The organism is Nitratireductor sp. J20-h4, from assembly GCF_056780505.1.
Window position 1 is genome coordinate 4,118,539 of sequence record NZ_CM165557.1, and the last position, 20,458, is coordinate 4,138,996.

The window sequence follows — 20,458 nt, forward strand, 5'->3', positions numbered from 1 at the left end:
TGACGGCCCGCGGCCTATCAGGCGATGCTCGCCGCGATCGCCGGGGTCAGCGCCCGCACCGCAGCCAGCGTTTCGTCGAGATCGACGCGGGTCAGCCGTTTGTCGGCCACGACCTGCTCGCCGGCCAGAAAGACGTGGCGCACATCCGCCTTGCCGGCCGAATAGACCAGATGGGTGACGGGGTCGAACATCGGCACGGCGTGGGCGCGGCTGGCGTCGACCAGCACCATGTCGGCGAGCTTGCCCGTTTCCAGACTTCCGATCGCCGCGCCCGCGCCGAGCGCGTCGGCGGCGTCGCGCGTCAGCATGTCGAGCGCCTGGTGCGTGGCGACGGCATCGGCCTTTTCGTTGGCGCCCTTGTGCAGCATGGCCGCTAGCCGCAACGCCAGCCACATGTCGAGATCGTTGCCGCTGATCGCGCCGTCGGTGCCCAGCGTCACCCGCACGCCGGCGGCCAGCATGTCGGGAATGCGGGCAATGCCGGAGCCGAGCTTCAGGTTGGAGACCGGATTGTGGGAGACGACGGCGCGGGTGCGCGCCAGAATGGCGATCTCCTCGTCGTCGAGATGGACGCAATGGGCGAGCACCGTGCGCGCGTCGAGCAGCCCGTGCGCGTCGAGGTGGCGGATGACGGAGCGCCCGTAACGCGCCTGAATGTCGGCCTGCTCGGCCCGGGTCTCGGCGGCATGGATGGAATAGAGCCCGCCATGGCTGTCGGTAATGCGGCGCGCGTGTTTGAGCGTATCGGGCGAAACCGTGTAGGCGCCGTGCGGCATCACCGCCGCAAATACGTCGTCGGCCCCGGAAAAATCGGCGAAGAACCGCTCGGCTTCGGCAATCCGTCGCTCCGGCGTGTGGCCGTTGACGCCGGGCGGGTCGAAGAAGATGCCGCCGGTCGACACCCGCATGCCGAGCGCGCGTGCCGCGCGCACCGTCTCGTGCGGATACCAGAACATGTCCATCACCGTGGTGACCCCGGTCAGGAGCTGTTCGGCAAAGCCGAGCACCGTGCCCAGATAGGATGTTTCGGCATTGAGGATCGCGCCCTCGGCCTTCCACACCGTTTGCAGCCAGGCTTCCAGCGGCAGATCCTCGACCAGGCCGCGAAACAGGCTGTCGCCGGCATGGCAATGGGTGTTGATCAGGCCGGGCATCAGGATCATGCCGGAGGCGTCGAGCACCCGCGCCGCGCCGGCCTCCCATGGCGCCAGCTCGGCCGCCGTGCCCACGGCGACGATGCGGCCTTGCGACACCGCCACGCCGCCATCCGCAATCACGCGGCGATCCTGGTCGGCGGTGACGACGATCGCGTTGCGGATCACCAGCTCCACGGCGTCCTTGATCATCCAATCCTCCTCGGTCCGTCTCGTCGCGTGGTGCTACGCCCTTGCGATACCTCCGATCAAGAGCCGGGGCCGCCTTCTCCTTCAACCGCCCGTATTCGTCGGCCGCTGTCAGCCGGGCTTCGCAAGCGCTGAGGCCGCTGAAGGCGGTCCGACAAGACGAGCAAATTGCGGATCGTAAAAGACGTGCTAGACAACGCGCAGATGCGCCAACGGTGCGAGGGTGACACATGCGGCCTGAATGGTACATCGCGGGAAAGCCGGGCCCGGAGGTCTTCACCGGCGAGCGCTGTTTCATCACCGAATTGCTGAACTCGGAAAAATCGCCCGACGTCTCGCTGGCGCTTGCCCGGGTCGAGCCCGGCGTGACGACCCAGCTTCACCGGCTCGACGGGGTGGCGGAGCGCTACATTGTGCGCAAGGGCCGCGGCACGGTCGAGATCGATGGTCGCCGCCAGCGGCTCGGTCCGGGCGACCAGGTGATGATCACCGCCGGCGCGGCGCAGCGCATCGCCAATGATGGGCCGGACGACCTGGAATTCTATTGCCTGTGCACACCGCGCTTCACGCCGGCCTGTTATTTCGATCTCGAAGACGGCGGTGGCGGCTGACACGATGGCGGCCCCGCCGCGTCGTGTGCGAAGGCTCCCGTCTTCGACCGGGACCCGCCCCGGCCGTCGCGTGACGAGCGCACGGTTACAAACCCCTTGACGGCCACTTCGTTATATTCGATGAAATATATCGAAACATGATCGACCGGCGATCGTTCCGATCGTGCCGGCGAGCTGGGGAGGATTTTCATGCTGCATCCGTCACGCGTTTCCGGCGCCGTCCGGGCCTTGCTTGTCCTGGCGCTTGCGTGTCTGTCGACGATCCCGGCGCCGGTCCATGCCGGCGACAGGGTGCTGGTCTTCGCCGCCGCCAGCCTGCGCGATGCCCTGGACGAAATCGGTGCGACCTGGCAGGAGAAGACCGGCGCGGCGCTGGCGGTCTCCTATGCCGGCAGCTCGGCGCTGGCGCGCCAGATCGAGCAGGGTGCGCCGGCCGACCTGTTCGTGTCGGCCAATCTCGACTGGATGGATTATCTGTCGGAGCGTGGCCTGACCGATTCGGCGAGCGAGCGGGAGCTGTTGTCGAACCGGCTGGTGCTGATCGCGCCGAAGGGCAGCACGGCCGAGCTTGCCATCGAACCGGGGCTCGAGCTTCTCACAGCCCTTGGCGAGGACGGCCGCCTTGCCATGGCTAATACCGACGCGGTTCCGGCCGGTCGCTACGGCAAGGCGGCGTTGCAGTCGCTCGGAGCCTGGGATGCCGTCGCGCCGCGCGTCGCGCAGGCCGAAAACGTCCGCGCCGCGCTGGCCCTTGTCTCGACCGGCGAGGCGCCGCTCGGCATCGTCTACCAGACCGATGCCGCCGCCGATGCCGACGTGCGCGTGGTCGGCCTTTTTCCGGCAGAGACCCACCCGCCGATCGTCTACGCCGCCGCGTTGATGGCCGGGGTCGACAAGGACGCGGCGCGCGCCTTCCTCGCCTTTTTGCAGTCGCCGGCGGCCGCGACGATCTTTGCCGAGCACGGTTTCGTGCCGCTCGCCGGCGCGACGACCAACTGAACGCCGCCGCGCTGACGATGGACTGGCTCGGCCTCGGCCCGCAGGAATGGACGGCGGTGCGCCTGTCGCTCAAGGTGGCGCTGTGGGCGGTGGCGGCGAGCCTGCCCTTCGGGATCGCTGTGGCGCTGCTTCTGGCGCGCGGCCGCTTCTGGGGCAAGGCGCTGCTCAACGGCGCGGTGCACCTGCCGCTGATCCTGCCGCCGGTCGTTACCGGCTACGCGCTCCTGCTGGGCTTCGGGCGGCAGGGCCCGTTCGGTTCCTTCCTCGCCGAGCAGTTCGGCATCGTCTTCGCCTTTCGCTGGACGGGCGCGGCGCTGGCCGCCGCCGTAATGGGGTTTCCGCTGATGGTCAGGGCGATCCGCCTGTCGATCGAATCCGTCGACCGACGGCTCGAGCAGGCGGCCGGAACGCTGGGCGCCAATCCGCTGCAGGTGTTTTTGACCGTGACCCTGCCGCTGATCCTGCCGGGCATCCTTGCCGGCACGGTGCTCGCCTTCGCCAAGGCGATGGGCGAATTCGGCGCCACCATCACCTTCGTCTCCAACATTCCCGGCGAAACCCAGACGCTGCCGTCGGCGATCTACACCTTCCTGCAGGTGCCGGGCGGCGAGGGCGGCGCGCTGCGGCTCACCGCGGTGTCGGTGGCGATCGCCATGGCGGCGCTGGTCGTCTCCGAGTTCCTCGCCCGGCGCGCCGGACGCGGCGCCGGGGCGGATTGATGTTCTCGCTCGACGTTACCCATCGCCAGGGCGCCTTCACGCTCGATTGCTGCTTCGAGAGCGCCGGCCGCCTGACGGCGCTGTTCGGCCCGTCAGGTTCCGGCAAGACGACGCTGGTCAACATCGTCGCCGGGTTGATCCGTCCCGATCGCGGCCGCGTCGCGGTCGACGAGCGCGTGCTTGTCGACACCGCGCGTCGCGTTGCCTTGCCTGTCCATCGCCGCCGCATCGGCTACGTGTTCCAGGACGCGCGGCTGTTTCCGCATATGAGCGTCGCCCAGAACCTGCGTTACGGCGAGCGCCATATCCCGCCGGCCGAGCGCTATGCGCGGTTCGACCATGTCGTCGACCTGCTCGGCATCGGCCATCTTCTGGCGCGCCGCCCCGAGGCGCTGTCGGGTGGCGAAAAACAGCGCGTGGCAATCGGTCGGGCGCTGCTGGCCAGCCCCCGGCTGTTGCTGATGGACGAGCCGCTGGCCGCGCTCGACGAGGCGCGCAAGGCGGAAATCCTGCCCTATGTCGAGCGGCTGCGCGACGAGGCGGCGGTGCCGATCCTCTATGTCAGCCACGCGCTGGCGGAAGTGTCGCGCCTGGCGACCGACATGGTGGTGCTGGCCGGCGGCGCGGTGCGCGCGGCCGGTCCCACCGATGCCATCATGCAGCGCCTCGACCTGTTGCCGGAAGACGAGCAGGGCGAAGGCGGCGCCGTGCTCGACGGCGTAGTAGCCAGCCACGACGAGACGTTCGAGCTGACGGTCATCGACACGGGCGCCGGCGCGCTGCGTCTGCCGCGCCTCGACGCCGAGCCGGGCAAGCGCGTCAGGATCCGCATTCGCGCCCGCGACGTGATGGTGGCGACCGAGCGGCCGCGCGGCCTGTCGGCGCTCAACGTCATCGAGGGCACGATCCGGACCCTGGAGCCGCGCGCCGGCGCCGCCGTCGACGCCTTCATCGATTGCGGCGGCCAGACGCTGGTGGCGCGCATCACCCGCCAGTCCGAACGCCTGCTCGAGCTCTCGCCGGGCCGCCCGGTCTTTGCCGTCGTCAAGTCGGTCAGCTTCGATCGCGGCGGCCTGGCGACGTTTCGCACCCGCTGAGGGACAGCGCCGCCCGCCAGGCTCCAAGGATTGCCCCGCCCGGCAGCATGGATTAGGACCGGGGCAACGCCGGTTTCGCGAGGCCCACATGCCGACCCTGAGTTTGCGGATCGACCTCGACCCCGAAGGCCGCATCGGCCCGGGCAAGATCGCGCTCCTCGAAAACATCGCCGCCAGCGGCTCGATCTCGGCCGCTGCGCGCGACATGGCCATGTCCTACAAGCGCGCCTGGGATCTGGTCGAGGAGATGAACCGCATCTTCGGCAAGCCGCTGGTCGCCGCCCGCACCGGCGGCAAGCGCGGCGGCGGCGCCGAATTGACGCCGGTCGGGCTGGCAGTGGTGAAACGCTTTCGCGCCATCGAGGAGGCCGCCAGCAGCGCCGCCGCCGGCCATATCAGCGCCCTGCAGGCGGAAATCGACGCCGGGTGAACCTTGCCCGGACTGCGGCCGCCGCGAAGGCTTGACCTTGGCGTGGAAATGGCCGACCCAGATCGGATTGTAATTACCCGCGGGATCGTCCGGCTGTGAAACTCTACACCTATTTCCGTTCCTCCGCCGCCTACCGGGTGCGGATCGCGCTTGCCCTCAAGGGGCTGTCTTTCGAGCCGACCTTTGTCCATCTGGCCAGGAATGGCGGCGAACACCGTTCTTCAAGCTATCGCGCCGTCAATCCGCAAGGCCTGGTGCCGGCGCTCGAGGACGACGGCAGCGTCGTCACGCAATCGATCGCGATCTGCGAATATCTCGAGGAAAAATATCCAGACCCGCCCCTGCTGCCCGAAACGCCCGTGCATCGCGCCTATGTGCGCACGCTGATGGCCGCGGTCGCCTGTGACATTCACCCGCTCAACAATCTGCGCGTCCTCAACCATCTGACCGGCCCGCTGCAGCTTGGCGACGACGTCCGGCTCGACTGGTACCGGCACTGGATCGCCGTCGGCTTCGAGGCGCTGGAAGCCCAGCTTGTCGCCTCGGGGCTGGCCGGACGCTTCGCCTTCGCCGACACGCCGACACTGGCCGACGCCTTCCTCGTGCCGCAGGTCTACAACGCCAGGCGTTTCGACTGTCCGCTCGACGCCTATCCCACCATCACGCGCATTGCCGATGCCTGCGACGCGCTTGAGGCCTTCCGCGCCGCCCGCCCGGAGGCGCAGGGCGACGCCGGCTGAAGGTTTCCTTGCCAAAGCTCACAGGAGCGGGGCGGGAAAATGGCATCATTGTCTCTCCCGATCGCGGGGACGCGCCGCAAAACACGCCCGGGGTCTTCCCTTTGTCGTCTCCAGATGCAAGATTTCCGGCAGGATCATCACACTGGAGCGGTAGCGCCATGGGACTTTTCGACTTCGTCAAATCCGTCGGCAAGAAAATCGGCATCGGAGGCGACGACGAGGCGCCAGATGCCGGATCGGTGAAAAAGGAACTCGATTCCCACAGGCTCGGCACCGACAAGGTCGATGTCGAGGTTCAGGGTGACAAGGTTGTGCTGAAGGGCGTGGTTTCCGACCAGTCCGCCTTCGAAAAGGCGGTGATCGCGGTCGGCAACACGCTCGGCATCTCCAAGGTCGAGGCGAGCGAACTCAAGGTGGTCGCGCCGGAATCCGGGCTGAAGCTCGACAGCGTCGACATGACCGAGCTGGTCGCCGCGGCCGCGCCGGCCAAGACCCCGGTTTTCCACACGGTCGAGAAGGGCCAGAATCTGTGGAAGATCGCCGAGGCGCATTACGGCAAGGGCAAGGGCGCCAAGTATACGGTGATCTTCGAGGCCAACCGGCCGATGTTGTCGGACCCCGACAAGATCTATCCCGGTCAGGTCCTGCGGATTCCGGATTTGGCCTCGACCTGAACCGCCGGATCCGGTTTCGGGTTGCCAACGACGAAGCGGCGGAACATGGGTTCCGCCGTTTTGCATTCGAGAGAACCCGAGAAGGTCGACATGACGGAACTGCCGCCAGGTGTGCGCCACATCGCCAGCTATCTGACGCCGACCGCCCAGGCCGCGCTGGTGGAGGACATACGCGCCGTCGTTGCCGAGGCGCCGCTCTACACGCCCGCAATGCCGCGAACCGGCAAGCCGCTGAGCGTGCGCATGACCAATTGCGGCCGGCTCGGTTGGGTGACCGACCGCGACGGCGGTTACCGCTACCAGCCTACCCATCCCATAACGGGCCGGCCGTGGCCGGCAATCCCGCCGCTTCTCACCGCGACCTGGGAGGCTCTTTCCGCCTACCCGCATCCGCCCGAGGCCTGCCTGGTGAATTTTTACGCGCCGGGCGCCAGGATGGGCCTGCATCAGGATCGCGACGAAGTTGAATTCGCCGCGCCCGTGCTGTCGATCTCGCTCGGCGATGCCTGCCTGTTCCGGGTCGGCGGCGCCAAACGCGGCGGCGGCACCGTTTCGATCAGGCTGCAAAGCGGCGACCTCGTCGTGCTCGGCGGCGAGGGACGGCTTTGCTATCACGGCGTCGACCGTATCTATCCCGGCACGTCGGACCTGCTGAAGCAGCCGGGGCGCATCAATTTGACCCTGCGCCGCGTGACCAGGCCGACCCCGTAGCCGCGTTCCGCCTTGGACCGAAACGGCGTCGATCGCCGCTGTATCGCCGCTGTCAGGTGCCGGGTCTGCTCAGTTCCGGTAGGTCGAGCCTTCCTCGTCGAGGATCGCCTTCAGCTCGTCGAGATGACGTCGGGCGGCGGCGACCGGATAGGCGTCCATCTGCTCGGCCACCGTGCGCGCCACCGTGTCGGGCAGCCGACGCAGCGTCTTTCCGGTCCACAGCGCCTTGACGTAGGTTTCGCAGGCGCGTTCGAAATAATAGAGCCGGTCGAAAGTCTCCGCGACCGTGGCGCCGATCACCAGCACCCCGTGATTGCCCATCACCATCACCTTGACCCTGGGATCGCTGAGAAGCGCGGCGCAGCGCGCGCCCTCCTCCGCGAAGGCAAGTCCGCCATACTGCTCGTCCACCACCACGCGTTCGAAAAACATGGCCGAGGTCTGGTCGATCGGCGGCAGGGTGGAGTCGGCGAGAGAGGCGAGAACGGTCGCATGGACGGAGTGCACATGCATCACGCAGCGCGCATGGGGGCAGTCGCGATGCAGCGCGCCATGCAGGCCCCAGGCCGTCGGGTCGGGCGCGTCGGGGCGGTTCATCGTGTCGGGGTCCAAGGCGTCGAGTTCGATCAGGTCGCTCGCCTTGATGCGGGAAAAATGCATCATGTTTGGGTTCAACAGGAAGCGCCGGCCGGCCTGATCGAGCGCCAGCGAGAAATGGTTCGCGACCGCCTCGTGCATGCCGAGCCGGGCCGTCCAGCGCAAGGCGGCGGCCAGGTCGGCCCGTTCCTCCGCGAAGGGCAAATTGGCGCCCGGCCGTTGGCGGGAAGGCGCTGCAATGACGCTCATGACAGGGCTCCTGTGTGGTTCCGATCGTGACGCGGTGCCGGCTCCGGCGTTGCCGCCGCGCCGCGCAGGCCGCCAGCCTCAACGATGAAATCGACAATCGCCGCGACGCCGTCGCCGCGCGACAGATCGGTGAAACCGTACGGCCTGCCGCGGCGCATGCGCGCCGCGTCGGCTTCCATCGCGCCCAGATCGACATGCACATGCGGCGCGAGATCGGCCTTGTTGATGACGAGATAGTCCGAGCGCGTGATGCCTGGACCGCCCTTGCGCGGAATGTCGCCGCCCTGGCACACGGAGATGACGTAAAGCGTGAGATCGGCGAGATCCGGCGAAAAGGTGGCGGCCAGATTGTCGCCGCCCGATTCGATGAAGACGATGTCGAGATCGGGAAACTTCCGGCTCAGGCCGGCGATCGCCTGCAGATTGATCGAGGCGTCCTCGCGGATCGCGGTGTGCGGGCAGCCGCCGGTCTCGACCCCGACGATCCGGTCCTCGGCGATCGCCTGCAGGCGCGCCAGCATTTGCGCGTCCTCGGTGGTGTAGATGTCGTTGGTGACCACGCCGATCGAGAACTCCGCGCGCAGCGCCTTGCACAGTTTTTCCGTCAGGGTGGTCTTGCCGGAGCCGACCGGCCCTCCAATCCCCACGCGCAGCGGTCCATGCGGTTGTGTCATGAGCGGAACAGCCTTGAATAAAGCGTTTCGTGCCGCATCGCGGCGACCTCCGCCATGATCGTCAGCGAGCCGAGATCGTCAAGGCTCGATGTCGCGGCGCGGCGCGCGGTGGCGGTGACGGTCTCTTCCAGTTCGGCAAGCAGCGCTACGCCCGCGGTCTGGCCGATGACGCCGAGGCGGATCGCCGCCTGCAGCAGGTTCGAGGCGAAGGCCTGCAGGAAGGCGGCGACGGCTGCTTGACACGCGATGCCATGGTCGCGTGCCGCAGCACCGACGGCGACGCAATAGACGCAGCCCTCCGGCAGCGCGTCGAGCGCGGGACAGGACCAGGCGGCCACCGCGTCGCGAAAGGCCGCGCCCTGCAGCGTCGATTCCAGATGGCGTTCCTTCGAGCCGGCCAGCGCCTCGGCGAGCGCGTTGAGCTCGGCGAGGTCGCCGCCATCCCCGGCCCGCCGCCAGGCGTCGCACAATACCACCGCGTCGTTCCAGCCCGATCCCCGTCGCAGAACCATGTCGATCCAGTCGCGCAAGCCGTCCCTGTCGCCGACCTGTCCCGCCTCGACCGCGCTTTCGAGCCCATGGCTGTAGCTGAACGACCCGACCGGGAAGCTCGGCGACAGCCAGGCCAACAGCCGCAGCAGATCGTGCGTCACCGCTTTGCCGCGGCTTCCAGATCGTCGAGATCGCCGATCCTGAGATAATGGAGCTCGCGGGCGAGCCGGATTGTCGGCTTCAGACCGAAAAATGCCGAGCCGACGACGAAAAACCAGATCGCGATGGTCTCCACGGAAGGATAGAAAAACAGCACCGAGCCGACGAGGAACAGCAGCGCGGCCGAAAAGTCGACGCACGTATAACCGAGCTCGTAGGCGGCGTAGAGCCGGCGATGGCGTTCGGAGCGGCTCCGATTGTCGGGGTCGAAAAGGGTCATGGTGTCGGGGTCTCCCTGTGGCGTGCGCATGGCCGTAGCCGCCTTGCGTGCGCTGCCGCAAAGGGCATTCAGCCATGGCCTTCTACGTCAGGGCCCGGCGTGGCCGGACCGTGAGCATGGCGGTGCCCCGCATAGGCGCCGCGTAGGGGGCTGAACGGTCCTGCGATCTCGCGCACCTGCGCGCCCAGCCCTTCCAGCATCGCGCGGATGACATGGTCGCGCAGGATGACGATCCTGTCCTCCCCGATCTGGGCGGCCAGGTGCCGGTTGCCGATATGCCAGGCGAGTTCGCTCAGATGCAGCCGGTCGTGGCCCCGGATGTCGTAGAGCTCTTCTTCGGCGGCGACGATTTCGGCATGGCGGCCGTCGTCGAGCACCAGCACGTCCCCGCCCTCCAGCACGACCGTCTCGGCAAAGTCGACCAGCAGCCTGTCGCCACGGGCAAGCGCGACCGTCTTGCGGCGCAGATGGCGCTCGTCATGCGCCAGCACCGCCGTGTCGAAGGGAACCGGCCGCGTCGGGTCGGCGGCGATGTCGCCGGCGCGCCGGAAATGGCTTGTCCGAAGCATCAGAACCCGCCGCCGACGGCCTGCGCGCGCGCACGGGCCGGCCGCGCCAGCACCCGGTCCAGATAGGCGTTGACCCGTTCGGAACCGATCGCGAATTTTGCGCCGCGTGCCCAGGCGCCGATATCGCCCAGCATCACGTCGGCGGCGGAAAATCGATCGCCGAGCGCGTAGTCGCGGTCTGCAAGACGCCGGTCGAGCGCCGCGACCTCGGTGGCGAAATCATGCGCCGTCGCCGGGCCGACGTCGGCGCGCAGCGCCTGCGGCAGCAGGAAACGGTGGCGCAGCTTGTTCCACAACGGCGCCTCGAGCTCCGATTGCAGAAAGAACATCCAGCTGTCCAATTCGGCCCGACCGGCCAGCCCCGGCTCCGGACCCATGCCCTTGTCGGCGTGTTTTTCGGCGAGATAGCAGCAGATCGCCGCCGAATCCGTCACCACGGTGTCGTCGTCGATCAGCATCGGCACCTTGCCGGAGGGGTTGAGCGCAAACGCTTCGGGCGAGCGGATCTTGATCTCGACGTATTCGTAGGGCTGGCCGAGTTCTTCCAGCATCCACAACACGCGGCTGACCCGCGATCCACGCGATCCGACGGCCTTGTACATGATGTGTCGCCCTCCGCCGCGGCCTTCCCGCGTCTTGGTCTTGGATGTTCGCCCTAACCCGGCGTAGCGAACAGACGCCAGATCCACGATATCTGGTGGATCAGGGCAAAGGCAACGAAGGCGACGTGGAAGACGCGGATTTTTCGCGCAAAAACAAACCCCGGCGCGCGCGGCGGCCGGGGTTTGCTCGATCGTCGATCGCGAAGGGTCAGGCCGCGTCGGCCACCTTGTCCGTCTTCAGCGCCTCGAGAATGGTCTGCGGCGAGGACGCGCCGTAGGGGTCGCTCTCGCAATTGTCGGAGAACCCTTCCTCTTCGAACCACTTTTCCACCACGCCGTCGTTGACGACGGCGCCGTAGCGCCAGGAGCGCATGCCGAAGCCGAGATTGTCCTTGGCCACCAGCATGCCCATCTTGCGCGTGAACTCGCCCGAGCCGTCGGGAATGAGCTCGACATTCTTGAGCCCCTGCGCCTTGCCCCAGGCGTTCATGACGAAGGCGTCGTTGACCGAGATGCAGTAGATCGCGTCGATGCCGAGGGCCTTGAACTCGTCATAGAGCTTCTCGAAATCGGGAAGCTGGTAGGTCGAGCAGGTCGGCGTGAAGGCGCCCGGCAGCGAGAACAGGACGACCCGTTTGCCGGCGAAATACTCGGCGCTGGTCTTGTCCTGCCAGCGGAACGGATTGGGTCCCTCAATGGACTCGTCGCGCACGCGGGTACGAAAGGTAACGTCGGGAACTTTTCTGACGGTCATCTGCAACTCCTTCAAGCAATGTCCGGCGGCGCCCGAGAAGAACCAGGCGGCATCGCGCGGGACGTTTTGGGATTTCCGGCCGCCGGGAGGAGAGGTGGCCGGAAACTCTCGGGGATAGACCATGTCGCACCGGCGAAGTGAAGCCCTTCGCAGCGCGGCAAACCGTTGCAGCCAGTCGGGCGTGCGAGCGGCATCGTCGTATCCGAGGCGATCGCGATCGCCACGCCCGGTCGGCCGAGCTGGACCGAGACGCTTTCGGGTTTCGGCATTTGCCAGACAGTACGCCGGCGCGCTGGCCGGAAACGACCATGCCGCCTCCCGGCGCCTTTGACGTCGCGCCGTGGGGCATAAACCGGTCTAAAACAGAAAATAGCGCTGTGCCATCGGCAGCACGCGCGCCGGTTCGCAGGTCAGCAATTCGCCGTCGGCGCGCACGTCGTAGGTTTCCGGGTCGACCTCGATATCGGGGGTCGCGTCGTTGAGCACCATCGCCTTCTTGCCGATCCCGCCGCGGGTGTTGTCGACGGCGACCATCGCCTTGTCGACGCCGAGCGCGTCCTTCAGCCCCGCCGCGAGTGCTGCCTTCGACACGAAGGTGACCGACGAAGCCGCCGGCGCGCGCCCGAAGGCGGCGAACATCGGCCGCATATGCACCGGCTGCGGTGTCGGGATCGAGGCGTTGGGGTCGCCCATCGGGGCGGCCGCGATCATGCCGCCAACCAGCACCATCTCCGGCTTGACGCCGAAAAAAGCCGGATTCCAGAGCACGAGATCGGCGCGTTTGCCGGCCGTCACCGAGCCGATTTCGGCCGCCATGCCTTGCGCGATCGCCGGGTTGATGGTGTATTTGGCGATGTAGCGGCGCACGCGCAGATTGTCGTTGTCGCCGGTTTCCTCGGCCAGCCGGCCGCGCTGGCGTTTCATCTTGTCGGCGGTCTGCCAGGTGCGGATCAGCACCTCGCCGACCCGGCCCATCGCCTGGCTGTCCGACGAGATGATCGAGAACGCGCCGAGATCGTGCAGGATGTCCTCGGCAGCGATGGTCTCCTTGCGGATGCGGCTTTCGGCGAAGGCAATGTCTTCGGGAATCGTCGGCGACAGGTGATGGCACACCATCAGCATGTCGAGATGCTCGGCAATGGTGTTGACGGTGTAGGGCCGGGTCGGATTGGTCGAAGACGGGATCACGTTGGCGAGCCCGCAGATCTTGATGATGTCGGGCGCATGGCCGCCACCGGCGCCTTCGGTATGGTAGGCGTGGATCGTGCGCCCCTTGAAGGCGTCGATCGTGGTTTCCACGAAGCCGGACTCGTTCAGCGTGTCGGTATGGATCATCACCTGAACATCGTGCTCGTCGGCCACCTGCAGACAGGTGTCGATGGCGGCCGGCGTCGTGCCCCAATCCTCGTGCAGCTTCAGCGCGCAGGCGCCGCCCAGCACCATTTCGTGCAACGCCGCGGGCAGGGATGCGTTGCCCTTGGCCGCCAGGCCGATATTCATCGGGAAGGCGTCGAAGGACTGGATCATGCGGCCGATATGCCAGGGCCCCGGCGTGCAGGTGGTGGCGAGCGTGCCGTGGGCAGGGCCGGTGCCGCCGCCGAGCATGGTCGTCACGCCCGCCATCAGCGCCTCCTCGATCTGCTGCGGGCAGATGAAGTGGATATGGGCGTCGACGCCGCCCGCCGTCACGATCCGGCCTTCGCCCGCGATCGCCTCGGTTCCCGGGCCGATGACGATATCGACGCCGGCCTGCGTGTCGGGATTGCCGGCCTTGCCGATCGCCGCGATACGCCCGTTTCTGAGCCCGATATCGGCCTTGACGATGCCGCTCGCGTCGACGATCACCGCATTGGTGATGACGGTGTCGACCGCGCCCTGGGCGCGGCTTGCCTGGCTCTGGCCCATGCCGTCGCGCACCACCTTGCCGCCGCCGAACTTCACCTCCTCGCCATAGACGGTGAAATCCTTCTCGACCTCGACGAAGAGTTCCGTGTCGGCCAGCCTTATCCTGTCGCCGACCGTGGGGCCGAACATTTGCGCGTAGGCGGAACGCGAGAGTCTTGCCGGCATCGTCCTATCCTTCCTCGTCCCGTCGCCAGGCGGCGCTTCGATAACGCGCGGGGATCGGGTCGGCGAGCGGATCGTCGAACCCCAGCGCCTCGAGCGCGTCGAACCAGCGGTCGCGCTGGCTTTGGGGCAGTCTGGTCCCGCACCAGGGGCAGTGGCCGATCAGAACGGTGGAGGCGCCGCCGTCGTGCACGATCAGGCCGTACTCGTCGAAAACGGCACTATAGGCGATCAGCATATCGGGACAGGCGAACGGATCGTCGGCGTGTTCGGCGCAGTCATTGCTGAGAGCGTTCGTCATCTGCGTGCAGCAATGGCGCACGCTCGGGGTGGCGAAATCCGGTGATATGCCGCCGGGATCGAGCCACAAAACACGAAAATCGGGAAACAGCCGGCTCGACATCACATTCTCGACGGATTGGGAACGACAATGACGCGTGCCGCGTTCGGGCCATCGGGTCGCGTGCGCGCCAGATATGAGCGGTAAGGAGAGATGAGGCGATGTTTGAGACGATGGACGGTGAGGCCGGAGCATTTCATTTGGCCGTCGGCGCGCTGCTTGTTGCCGCCGCGATGTCGGTCACGCCGTTGGCCGCCCAGGGTCTCGACAGCAAGAAGGCGATCGAGACCATTGTCGGCTCGGATGTCGTGGAAGAGGAACAGCAGGCCGCCGCTGCGCCGGAGCGCATCGTCAAGGCGATCGAAAACACCGCTGCGAACGCCAGGGAAGTGCGCCACCGGTTCAACCTCGAGCGCATCGACATCATTTTTCTTCCCGACGCGGCCGACGACAACGCGCCGAGCGAGATCGACGGCAAGCTGGAAGAATATGCCAAGGAGATCGCCGATCTGCGCCGCGAGATCGAAGGTAACGCCATGCTTTACCATGCGATCGATTCGCGTTCGGTGATGATCCGGGACGTGCTCGCGGTCGAGTTCGACGACCAGAACGGGGCCACCGTCTTCGCCGCCGCCAAACCCGCCCGCTAGAGGCGGCGCGGTTGGGGGCAGGGCGGGCAGGCCTGTCATCTCACAGTTTTCCCATCACCAGTTGCCGAAACCCGTAGACCCGGCGCGCGCCGGCGAACGGGATCAGCGTCACGTCGCGCTCCTGGCCCGGCTCGAAGCGCACCGCGGTGCCGGCGGGAATGTCGAGGCGCATGCCGCGCGCGGCATCGCGGTCGAATATCAGCCCGGCATTGGCCTCGAAGAAATGATAGTGGCTGCCGACCTGGACCGGACGGTCGCCGCTGTTTGCGACCTTGAGCGTCAGGCTGCGGGCGCCCGCGTTGAGCTCGATCTCGCCTTCGGCGGTGATGATCTGGCCGGGAATCATGAGGCGAGCGCCAGCCACGCGCCGGCGAGCACGGTCGCTGCCCCAACGCCGCGTGCAATCAGGCGCCGTGCATGGTGGCGATGCCGGCCGCCTGCCCGCACGAGCGCGCCGCCCGCTGCCACAAGCAACGCGGTCGCCGCGACAAACCCTATGGTGTAGCCGCTGGCGTTGCCCAATTCTGTGCCGTGCGCGTGGCCGTGAAACAGCGCGAACAGGCCGACGACGATGGCCGCGCCAGGAACCGGAACGGGCAGGGCCAGGGCGGCAAACAGGCCGATCGCGATGACGGACGCCAAAATGGCGGGTTCGACGAACGGCAACGGGATACCCGCACGCGCCAGGAAAAAGCCGGCGATCATGATCGTAATGAAGGCGAGTGGTAGTCGCCACAGCGCCCGTCCGCCGAGCGAGGCGGCCCAAACTCCGGTCGCCATCATCGCCAGCGCGTGGTCCGCGCCCGAAAACGGGTGCGCGAAGCCGGCGGCGAGCGCGCCATCAATGTCCGGCCCGAGATGGGCAAGAGCGGGTGTTGCGGAGGCTGCGAGGATCGACATGGCAATCGGGATGGCGGATCGCTTCATCGGGACGCTCCTTTTTGCGGGCTCGTCGACGCTTCCCCAGGCCCGGGGGCACGGATCGGCTCGTGCACGGTGACCAGCTTGACCCCGTCGGGAAAGGTTGCCTCGACTTGGACGTCGTGGATCATCTCGGCCACGCCCTCCATCACCTGGTTGCGGGTCACGACGTGCGCGCCGGCTTCCATCAGTTCGGCAACCTGGCGGCCGTCGCGCGCGCCCTCCACGACGAAATCGCTGATCAGCGCGATCGCCTCGGGATGGTTGAGCTTGACGCCGCGCTCCAGGCGCCGCCGCGCCACCATGGCCGCCATGGCGATCAACAGCTTGTCCTTTTCCCGCGGCGTCAGGTGCATGGGCGTCGTTCCGGGCCGGGATCGAAGCTGGCCGTGTTTGCGCGCGCCGCCCCGGCGCCGGTGATGATGTGACAGCGAACACGCCGCCCGGTCTTGTGCGTCAGATTGACCATGATTTGGGCACACCCGCCTCATCGTTGAGCAAAGCGATCAGCGGGACCAGCCGTTTCCTGAGCGCGTAGCCGTCCCGTGCAAGGACCCTCGCAAGAAGCTTGCCAGTTCCCGCTACCTGCCAGGCACTGACGCCGCCCTCTTCGGCGACGATCGCGCGCGCGGTCGAAAGCAGCCGCTCGGGCGCGCCGCCCACCTTGAGCACCGTCGCCATCGCCAGACGGCCATCGAGCGCGCAGGGATGCGCGATGAGATTGGCGGCCGGACCGTCCAGCGCGAAATCCTCGGCATGAACGAGGCGGCCCCGGCTGCGCACGCGCCAGCGGTCGCGCACCAGCGTGTCGCCGATGCGCTCGCCCATCGCCAGGCGACCGAACAGGATCGCTTCCACGAACAGGCCTTGCGCGCCGATGTCGAGCTCGACATCGATTTGTCGCGTGAGCGCCGAGCGGTCGAACAGGATCGTCTCCTGCGGCAGCCACGCGATGCGGCTATCTGCGCCGGCCCGGATCGTGCAGGTGATCCGGGCGACGTCGCCGCTGGTGCGATAGATTTTCTCGCAGGCCTGGTTCGTCACCGACAGCGTCGTTTCGGGGCCGGCCTCGATCGACCAGGCGAGGCGGTCGCCGCCGGTCAGGCCGCCGGCCGTGTTGATCAGCACCGCCTCCATCGGATCGCGGTCTTGCCTCGGCAGGCGGATCTTGGCCGCGCCGGCCTGATGCAGATCGCGCAGGCGCGTGCGTGCGGCCGCGCGCTGAACGACAAGCCGCGCATGCCCGTCGGCGCGCTGAGGCAGGCAATCGGCCGGCATGTCCATCACAACGTCCATTGTCGCGGCTCCGCGCCGGCCGACATTAACCCACGCTCGCCAATTGTCGAGCGGCCTGCACAAGGCCGGGGCAAAGCGTCCGCCGTCTTATTGTAGCTGGAAGGGTAAGCGTCTAGAACACACAAAGACAGCGTACGCATATGTGCCGTGCAGAGGGATCCGAGGATCGATGAGCGATCAACTGACCGACGACATTCTTGACAAGATCGCTGACCATGCCGGTCTCGACAAGACCGAGATCACCGATGAAACCGAGTTGATGGAACTCGGGATCCATTCCCTGGAACTGACCGAGATCATCTTCGACATCGAGGAAAAATACGACATTGAGGTGGAGATGAACACCTCGGAGGCCTGGAGCAGGCTCAAGAATGTCGGCGACGTCGTCAAGGCCGTGCGTGCCCTGATCGAAGCCAAGTCCTGACATGTCGGACCTCGACCGTATCGTCATAACGGGGCTGGGCGGCATTTGCGCGCTGGGCACCGACGTCGGGGCGATCTGGCAGTCGATGATTGCCGGCCGGCAGGGGATCGGCCCGCTGACGACGGTCCCGCTGCATGATTTGAAAGTGACCATCGGCGGCGAGATCGCGGAATTGCCGGACCACGGGCTCGAGCGGCGCCAACTTGTCACGATGGACCGCTTCAGCCTGCTGGCGGCGATCGCCGCGCGCGAAGCCCTGCGCCACGCCAGGATCGAGGTCACGCCCGAGAATGAGCATCGCATCGGCGCGGTGATCGGGACCGGCATATGCGGCTGGGAGGCGATCGAGGAAAGCTATCGCGCGGTCTTTCTGGAGGGAAAGAAGCGTGCCAACGTCTTCACCGTGCCGCGCGTCATGCCGGGTGCGGCCGCCGGACAGGTCAGCATGGTGAACGGCCTGCGCGGCCCCGTCTTCGGCGTGACCTCGGCCTGCTCGTCTTCCAACCATGCCTTCGCCGCCGCCCTCGACCAGTTGCGGGCCGGGCGTGCCGACGTGATGGTGGCCGGCGGCGCCGACGCGCCGCTGGTCTACGGCGTCATGAAGGCATGGGAATCGCTGCGCGTCCTGGCCAAACAGGCCTGCCGCCCGTTTTCGGCAGATCGCGACGGCCTGGTGCTTGGCGAGGGCGCGGGCGTGGCGGTGCTGGAGACCTACGACCATGCCCGCCGCCGCGGGGCCCCGATCCTGGCCGAGCTTGCCGGCGTCGGCATGTCGGCCGACGCCTCCGACATCGTCGCGCCGGGCGTCGCGGGTCCGGCGGCCGCCATGCGCGCCTGCCTCGCCGACGCCGGGCTTGCGGTCGACGAAGTCGACTATGTCAACGCTCACGGCACGGCGACCAAGGCCAACGACAAGATTGAGACCGAGGCGATCGAGGCCGTGTTTGGCGATCATGCCCGCGGTCTGTCGGTGTCCTCGACCAAGTCGATGCACGCGCATTGCCTCGGCGCTTCCGGTGCGTTGGAAATGATCGCCTGCGTCATGGCGGTGCGCGAGGGCATCGTGCCGCCGACCATCGGATATCGCGAGGCCGATCCCGACTGCCCGCTCGACGTGACGCCGAACCAGGCCCGGCGGCGCGACGTGCGCGCGGCGATCAGCAACGCCTTTGCCTTCGGCGGCACCAACGCGGTCGTCGCCGTCAAGCGGATCTGACCGCGGCGCGAAGCGGTTTTGGCCAGCCGGCTGTCTGGCGCCTGCTGCCCCGCCGGCGCGGGTCAGCTTCCAAACAGCTTGCCGAGCGCCTTTTCGAGTTTCGAGCGTTCCTCCGGGTCGGCAGTCGCCGGCATGATGAAGCGGTTCAGGAAAAGCCGCGCGTCCCTGATGCTGACCACGCTGCCGCGGCGCAGATAGGACAGCGTCGACAACAACACATTGTCGTCGCCGCACGCGGCCGGCGAATAGATCCAGTAGGACCCGTTCTCGCCTTTCGCCTTTTGCATGCCGCAACGCTTGTCCGGCGGCGCGTCGCGCCAGAACAGGGACAGAATGTCGGTCAGCGCCGAGGGGTTGTTGGCATAGTAGCTGTGCTTGAGCATGTCCTCGCCGATTCCCGTCATGTCGATACTGTCGACCTCGGCCGTGTGCAGGATGCTGCGACCGCCCTGGCCGGCGCGCGGCGCGTCGCCGTGCAGCTGTCGCGACACCGCCAGCGCCCAATCCTTGTTCGAGGCGTAGAGTGTGATGCGGTTGGCGATCGGGCGGATTGTCTTCATCATCTCGGCGAACAGCCCGGCGTCGAGATCGGGTGCGGTAAACAGCACCTGATCGAAGGCGGGGTTCCGGCCCTGGTAGCGCAGCGCGAACAGTTCCAGCGCGTCGGTCATGGCGCGGTTGCCCATCGAATGGGCGATCAGGTGAATGCGCGTCGCGCCCGACTTGGCGACCAGATCCTCCAGAAAGCGGCTCAGGCGCCGACCCGACAGGTTCACCACCGCCGTGTCGGCGATATAGCTCATCACCGAGCCGCGCGAGGGCCAGGAATAAAGCACCGGCAGACCGTCGAAATTCATGTCGTAGGCCATCTGGGCGGTGCGTTTGGCCGCTTCGTGGAACGGCACGTTGAAACCGTGCACGAACACGAAGGCTTCTTGCGAGCCGGAGGCGGCGGCCTGCTCGCGCATTTCGCCGAACACCCGGTCGGGCGAACCCGGGCTGACCGACTGCAAAACCACGTGCCGTTCCGGATCCTCGCGGAACTGAAAGGTCCACCAGGACGGTTTCTCGATCTGGCCCGGGCGGTGCTGCTCGGGAATGCTCACCGTCGCCGTGCCCAGTTCCAGCTCGCCGCGCTGCCCGCCGTAAAATTCGTTCGGCGCCACGCTGCCCGAGCGCGCCCGGTCCGTGGCGTAGTAGATCTTGACCCGGGTGAATTCCTTTTCGGGGTCGGGATCGAAGGCGCGGCTGCTTTCCTCGAGCCGGCGCATGTTTTCCTCATGGCTGGCAACCGCGCGTTCGGCCGCTTGGGCGACGGCGCCGTCGTCCGCCGCCTCGGCGATCGCTGTGAGTTCCCGCAGAAGGGGCGGGATCGCCTGGTCCAGCGCCGCCTCGCGCGCGATCTCCAGCGCCCGCTCGAGCGTCGCGATCGCGGCCGCAGGATCGCCCAGCGCGCGCTGATCGTTGGCCAGCGCCTGCAGCACGGGCACCAGGTCGGGGGCGCTTCGTCCATCGCTGGCGCCGATCTGCGCGGCAAGGTCCGCGCGGGCCTGCGCGGCCGCCCTTCGGTCGCCCTTAAGCTCCTGTAGTTCGGCCAGGCGTGAAAGCAGGTCGCGGATGGTGCGCGGATCGGTTTCGTCAGCACGGGCTGTTTCCAGCAACGCGATCGCCGCGTCGAGATCGCCCTCGACAACCGCCTGTTCGATCCTGACGCCGAGCAGCGGATCGGCCGCGCCCGCCGCGCCAAGTGTACTCGCACCCAATGCCGCCGCCAGCCCGATGGCGCGAAGGCCTTTGGCCATCGAAAAGACCGGGAACGTCAGAAACCTGCCAAACATAACCCA

At 67.2% G+C, this 20,458-nt stretch carries 26 protein-coding genes; 11 read left to right on the forward strand and 15 right to left on the reverse strand.

Going from position 1 to position 20,458, the window contains the following annotated elements; genetic code table 11:
* Positions 1–17 precede the first annotated feature (17 nt).
* Complete coding sequence (locus ACT2B0_RS19925; RefSeq protein ID WP_473459997.1) at positions 18–1,346, reverse strand: amidohydrolase family protein; 1,329 nt, start codon at positions 1,344–1,346, stop codon at positions 18–20.
* A gap of 227 nt (positions 1,347–1,573) precedes the next feature.
* Between ACT2B0_RS19925 and ACT2B0_RS19930 the strand changes: the two genes are divergently transcribed.
* The 8 genes from ACT2B0_RS19930 to ACT2B0_RS19965 all read left to right on the forward strand — a co-directional run bounded on the left by ACT2B0_RS19930 (position 1,574) and on the right by ACT2B0_RS19965 (position 7,324).
* Complete coding sequence (locus ACT2B0_RS19930; protein WP_473459998.1) at positions 1,574–1,954, forward strand: cupin domain-containing protein; 381 nt, start codon at positions 1,574–1,576, stop codon at positions 1,952–1,954.
* A gap of 189 nt (positions 1,955–2,143) precedes the next feature.
* A complete protein-coding gene (gene modA / locus ACT2B0_RS19935) occupies positions 2,144–2,953 on the forward strand; it encodes a molybdate ABC transporter substrate-binding protein (RefSeq protein WP_473459999.1) in 810 nt (269 codons plus the stop codon).
* A gap of 17 nt (positions 2,954–2,970) precedes the next feature.
* The gene (modB, locus tag ACT2B0_RS19940) at positions 2,971–3,672 is read left to right on the forward strand and encodes a molybdate ABC transporter permease subunit (RefSeq protein ID WP_473460000.1); all 702 of its coding nucleotides are present in this window, start codon (positions 2,971–2,973) and stop codon (positions 3,670–3,672) included.
* Positions 3,669–4,769, forward strand: a complete 1,101-nt coding sequence (gene modC, locus ACT2B0_RS19945) for a molybdenum ABC transporter ATP-binding protein (protein WP_473460001.1) — start codon at positions 3,669–3,671, stop codon at positions 4,767–4,769. Before modB ends, modC begins: the two co-directional genes overlap by 4 nt.
* An 88-nt stretch (positions 4,770–4,857) precedes the next feature.
* On the forward strand, positions 4,858–5,199 hold the full coding sequence (locus tag ACT2B0_RS19950) for a winged helix-turn-helix domain-containing protein (RefSeq protein WP_473460002.1): 342 nt from the start codon (positions 4,858–4,860) through the stop codon (positions 5,197–5,199).
* 95 nt (positions 5,200–5,294) lie between these two features.
* Entirely contained in the window at positions 5,295–5,939 is a 645-nt protein-coding gene (maiA, locus tag ACT2B0_RS19955) for a maleylacetoacetate isomerase (RefSeq protein ID WP_473460003.1), read from the forward strand.
* Positions 5,940–6,097: 158 nt separating this feature from the next.
* Positions 6,098–6,613 (forward strand): peptidoglycan-binding protein LysM, encoded by a 516-nt coding sequence (lysM, locus tag ACT2B0_RS19960; RefSeq protein ID WP_473460004.1) that lies wholly within the window; start codon positions 6,098–6,100, stop codon positions 6,611–6,613.
* Positions 6,614–6,703: 90 nt separating this feature from the next.
* Positions 6,704–7,324 carry an alpha-ketoglutarate-dependent dioxygenase AlkB gene (locus ACT2B0_RS19965; RefSeq protein ID WP_473460005.1) on the forward strand — a complete coding sequence of 207 codons (621 nt, stop codon included), beginning with the start codon at positions 6,704–6,706 and terminating at the stop codon, positions 7,322–7,324.
* Between the two features lie 69 nt (positions 7,325–7,393).
* On the opposite strand, the gene ACT2B0_RS19970 is transcribed toward ACT2B0_RS19965, so the two are convergent.
* From ACT2B0_RS19970 to ACT2B0_RS20010, 9 genes are all read right to left on the reverse strand, one after another.
* Positions 7,394–8,170: a class II aldolase and adducin N-terminal domain-containing protein gene (locus ACT2B0_RS19970; RefSeq protein WP_473460006.1), complete on the reverse strand. Its 777-nt coding sequence runs from the start codon at positions 8,168–8,170 to the stop codon at positions 7,394–7,396.
* Positions 8,167–8,844 carry an urease accessory protein UreG gene (gene ureG / locus ACT2B0_RS19975; RefSeq protein WP_473460007.1) on the reverse strand — a complete coding sequence of 226 codons (678 nt, stop codon included), beginning with the start codon at positions 8,842–8,844 and terminating at the stop codon, positions 8,167–8,169. Before ureG ends, ACT2B0_RS19970 begins: the two co-directional genes overlap by 4 nt.
* Positions 8,841–9,497 (reverse strand): urease accessory protein UreF, encoded by a 657-nt coding sequence (locus ACT2B0_RS19980; protein ID WP_473460008.1) that lies wholly within the window; start codon positions 9,495–9,497, stop codon positions 8,841–8,843. Before ACT2B0_RS19980 ends, ureG begins: the two co-directional genes overlap by 4 nt.
* Complete coding sequence (locus tag ACT2B0_RS19985; RefSeq protein WP_473460009.1) at positions 9,494–9,775, reverse strand: YrhK family protein; 282 nt, start codon at positions 9,773–9,775, stop codon at positions 9,494–9,496. The genes ACT2B0_RS19980 and ACT2B0_RS19985 overlap by 4 nt, the downstream gene beginning before the upstream one ends.
* 68 nt (positions 9,776–9,843) lie before the next feature.
* Positions 9,844–10,344: an urease accessory protein UreE gene (locus ACT2B0_RS19990; RefSeq protein WP_473460010.1), complete on the reverse strand. Its 501-nt coding sequence runs from the start codon at positions 10,342–10,344 to the stop codon at positions 9,844–9,846.
* Positions 10,344–10,946, reverse strand: coding sequence for a glutathione S-transferase family protein (locus ACT2B0_RS19995; RefSeq protein ID WP_473460011.1), 603 nt, complete (start codon positions 10,944–10,946; stop codon positions 10,344–10,346). The genes ACT2B0_RS19990 and ACT2B0_RS19995 overlap by 1 nt, the downstream gene beginning before the upstream one ends.
* A gap of 208 nt (positions 10,947–11,154) precedes the next feature.
* Entirely contained in the window at positions 11,155–11,700 is a 546-nt protein-coding gene (locus tag ACT2B0_RS20000; RefSeq protein WP_473460012.1) for a peroxiredoxin, read from the reverse strand.
* A gap of 357 nt (positions 11,701–12,057) precedes the next feature.
* On the reverse strand, positions 12,058–13,770 hold the full coding sequence (ureC, locus tag ACT2B0_RS20005) for an urease subunit alpha (protein ID WP_473460013.1): 1,713 nt from the start codon (positions 13,768–13,770) through the stop codon (positions 12,058–12,060).
* Positions 13,771–13,774: 4 nt separating this feature from the next.
* Complete coding sequence (locus tag ACT2B0_RS20010; RefSeq protein WP_473460014.1) at positions 13,775–14,170, reverse strand: DUF6980 family protein; 396 nt, start codon at positions 14,168–14,170, stop codon at positions 13,775–13,777.
* Positions 14,171–14,268: 98 nt separating this feature from the next.
* Between ACT2B0_RS20010 and ACT2B0_RS20015 the strand changes: the two genes are divergently transcribed.
* The gene (locus tag ACT2B0_RS20015) at positions 14,269–14,757 is read left to right on the forward strand and encodes a hypothetical protein (RefSeq protein WP_473460015.1); all 489 of its coding nucleotides are present in this window, start codon (positions 14,269–14,271) and stop codon (positions 14,755–14,757) included.
* Positions 14,758–14,797: 40 nt separating this feature from the next.
* Here the strand turns inward: ACT2B0_RS20015 and ACT2B0_RS20020 are convergent, their stop codons facing one another.
* The 4 genes from ACT2B0_RS20020 to ACT2B0_RS20035 all read right to left on the reverse strand — a co-directional run bounded on the left by ACT2B0_RS20020 (position 14,798) and on the right by ACT2B0_RS20035 (position 16,974).
* Entirely contained in the window at positions 14,798–15,103 is a 306-nt protein-coding gene (locus tag ACT2B0_RS20020) for an urease subunit beta (protein WP_473460016.1), read from the reverse strand.
* Positions 15,100–15,684, reverse strand: a complete 585-nt coding sequence (locus ACT2B0_RS20025; protein ID WP_473460017.1) for a HupE/UreJ family protein — start codon at positions 15,682–15,684, stop codon at positions 15,100–15,102. The genes ACT2B0_RS20020 and ACT2B0_RS20025 overlap by 4 nt, the downstream gene beginning before the upstream one ends.
* The gene (locus ACT2B0_RS20030) at positions 15,681–16,034 is read right to left on the reverse strand and encodes an urease subunit gamma (protein WP_473460018.1); all 354 of its coding nucleotides are present in this window, start codon (positions 16,032–16,034) and stop codon (positions 15,681–15,683) included. Before ACT2B0_RS20030 ends, ACT2B0_RS20025 begins: the two co-directional genes overlap by 4 nt.
* 100 nt (positions 16,035–16,134) lie before the next feature.
* Entirely contained in the window at positions 16,135–16,974 is an 840-nt protein-coding gene (locus ACT2B0_RS20035; RefSeq protein ID WP_473460019.1) for an urease accessory protein UreD, read from the reverse strand.
* 169 nt (positions 16,975–17,143) lie between these two features.
* Between ACT2B0_RS20035 and ACT2B0_RS20040 the strand changes: the two genes are divergently transcribed.
* Both ACT2B0_RS20040 and ACT2B0_RS20045 read left to right on the forward strand, forming a co-directional pair.
* Entirely contained in the window at positions 17,144–17,398 is a 255-nt protein-coding gene (locus ACT2B0_RS20040; RefSeq protein ID WP_473460020.1) for an acyl carrier protein, read from the forward strand.
* Position 17,399: 1 nt separating this feature from the next.
* Positions 17,400–18,614, forward strand: coding sequence for a beta-ketoacyl-[acyl-carrier-protein] synthase family protein (locus ACT2B0_RS20045; RefSeq protein ID WP_473460021.1), 1,215 nt, complete (start codon positions 17,400–17,402; stop codon positions 18,612–18,614).
* A 62-nt stretch (positions 18,615–18,676) separates the two neighbouring features.
* On the opposite strand, the gene ACT2B0_RS20050 is transcribed toward ACT2B0_RS20045, so the two are convergent.
* A complete protein-coding gene (locus ACT2B0_RS20050; RefSeq protein WP_473460022.1) occupies positions 18,677–20,416 on the reverse strand; it encodes an alpha/beta fold hydrolase in 1,740 nt (579 codons plus the stop codon).
* Positions 20,417–20,458 lie beyond the last annotated feature (42 nt).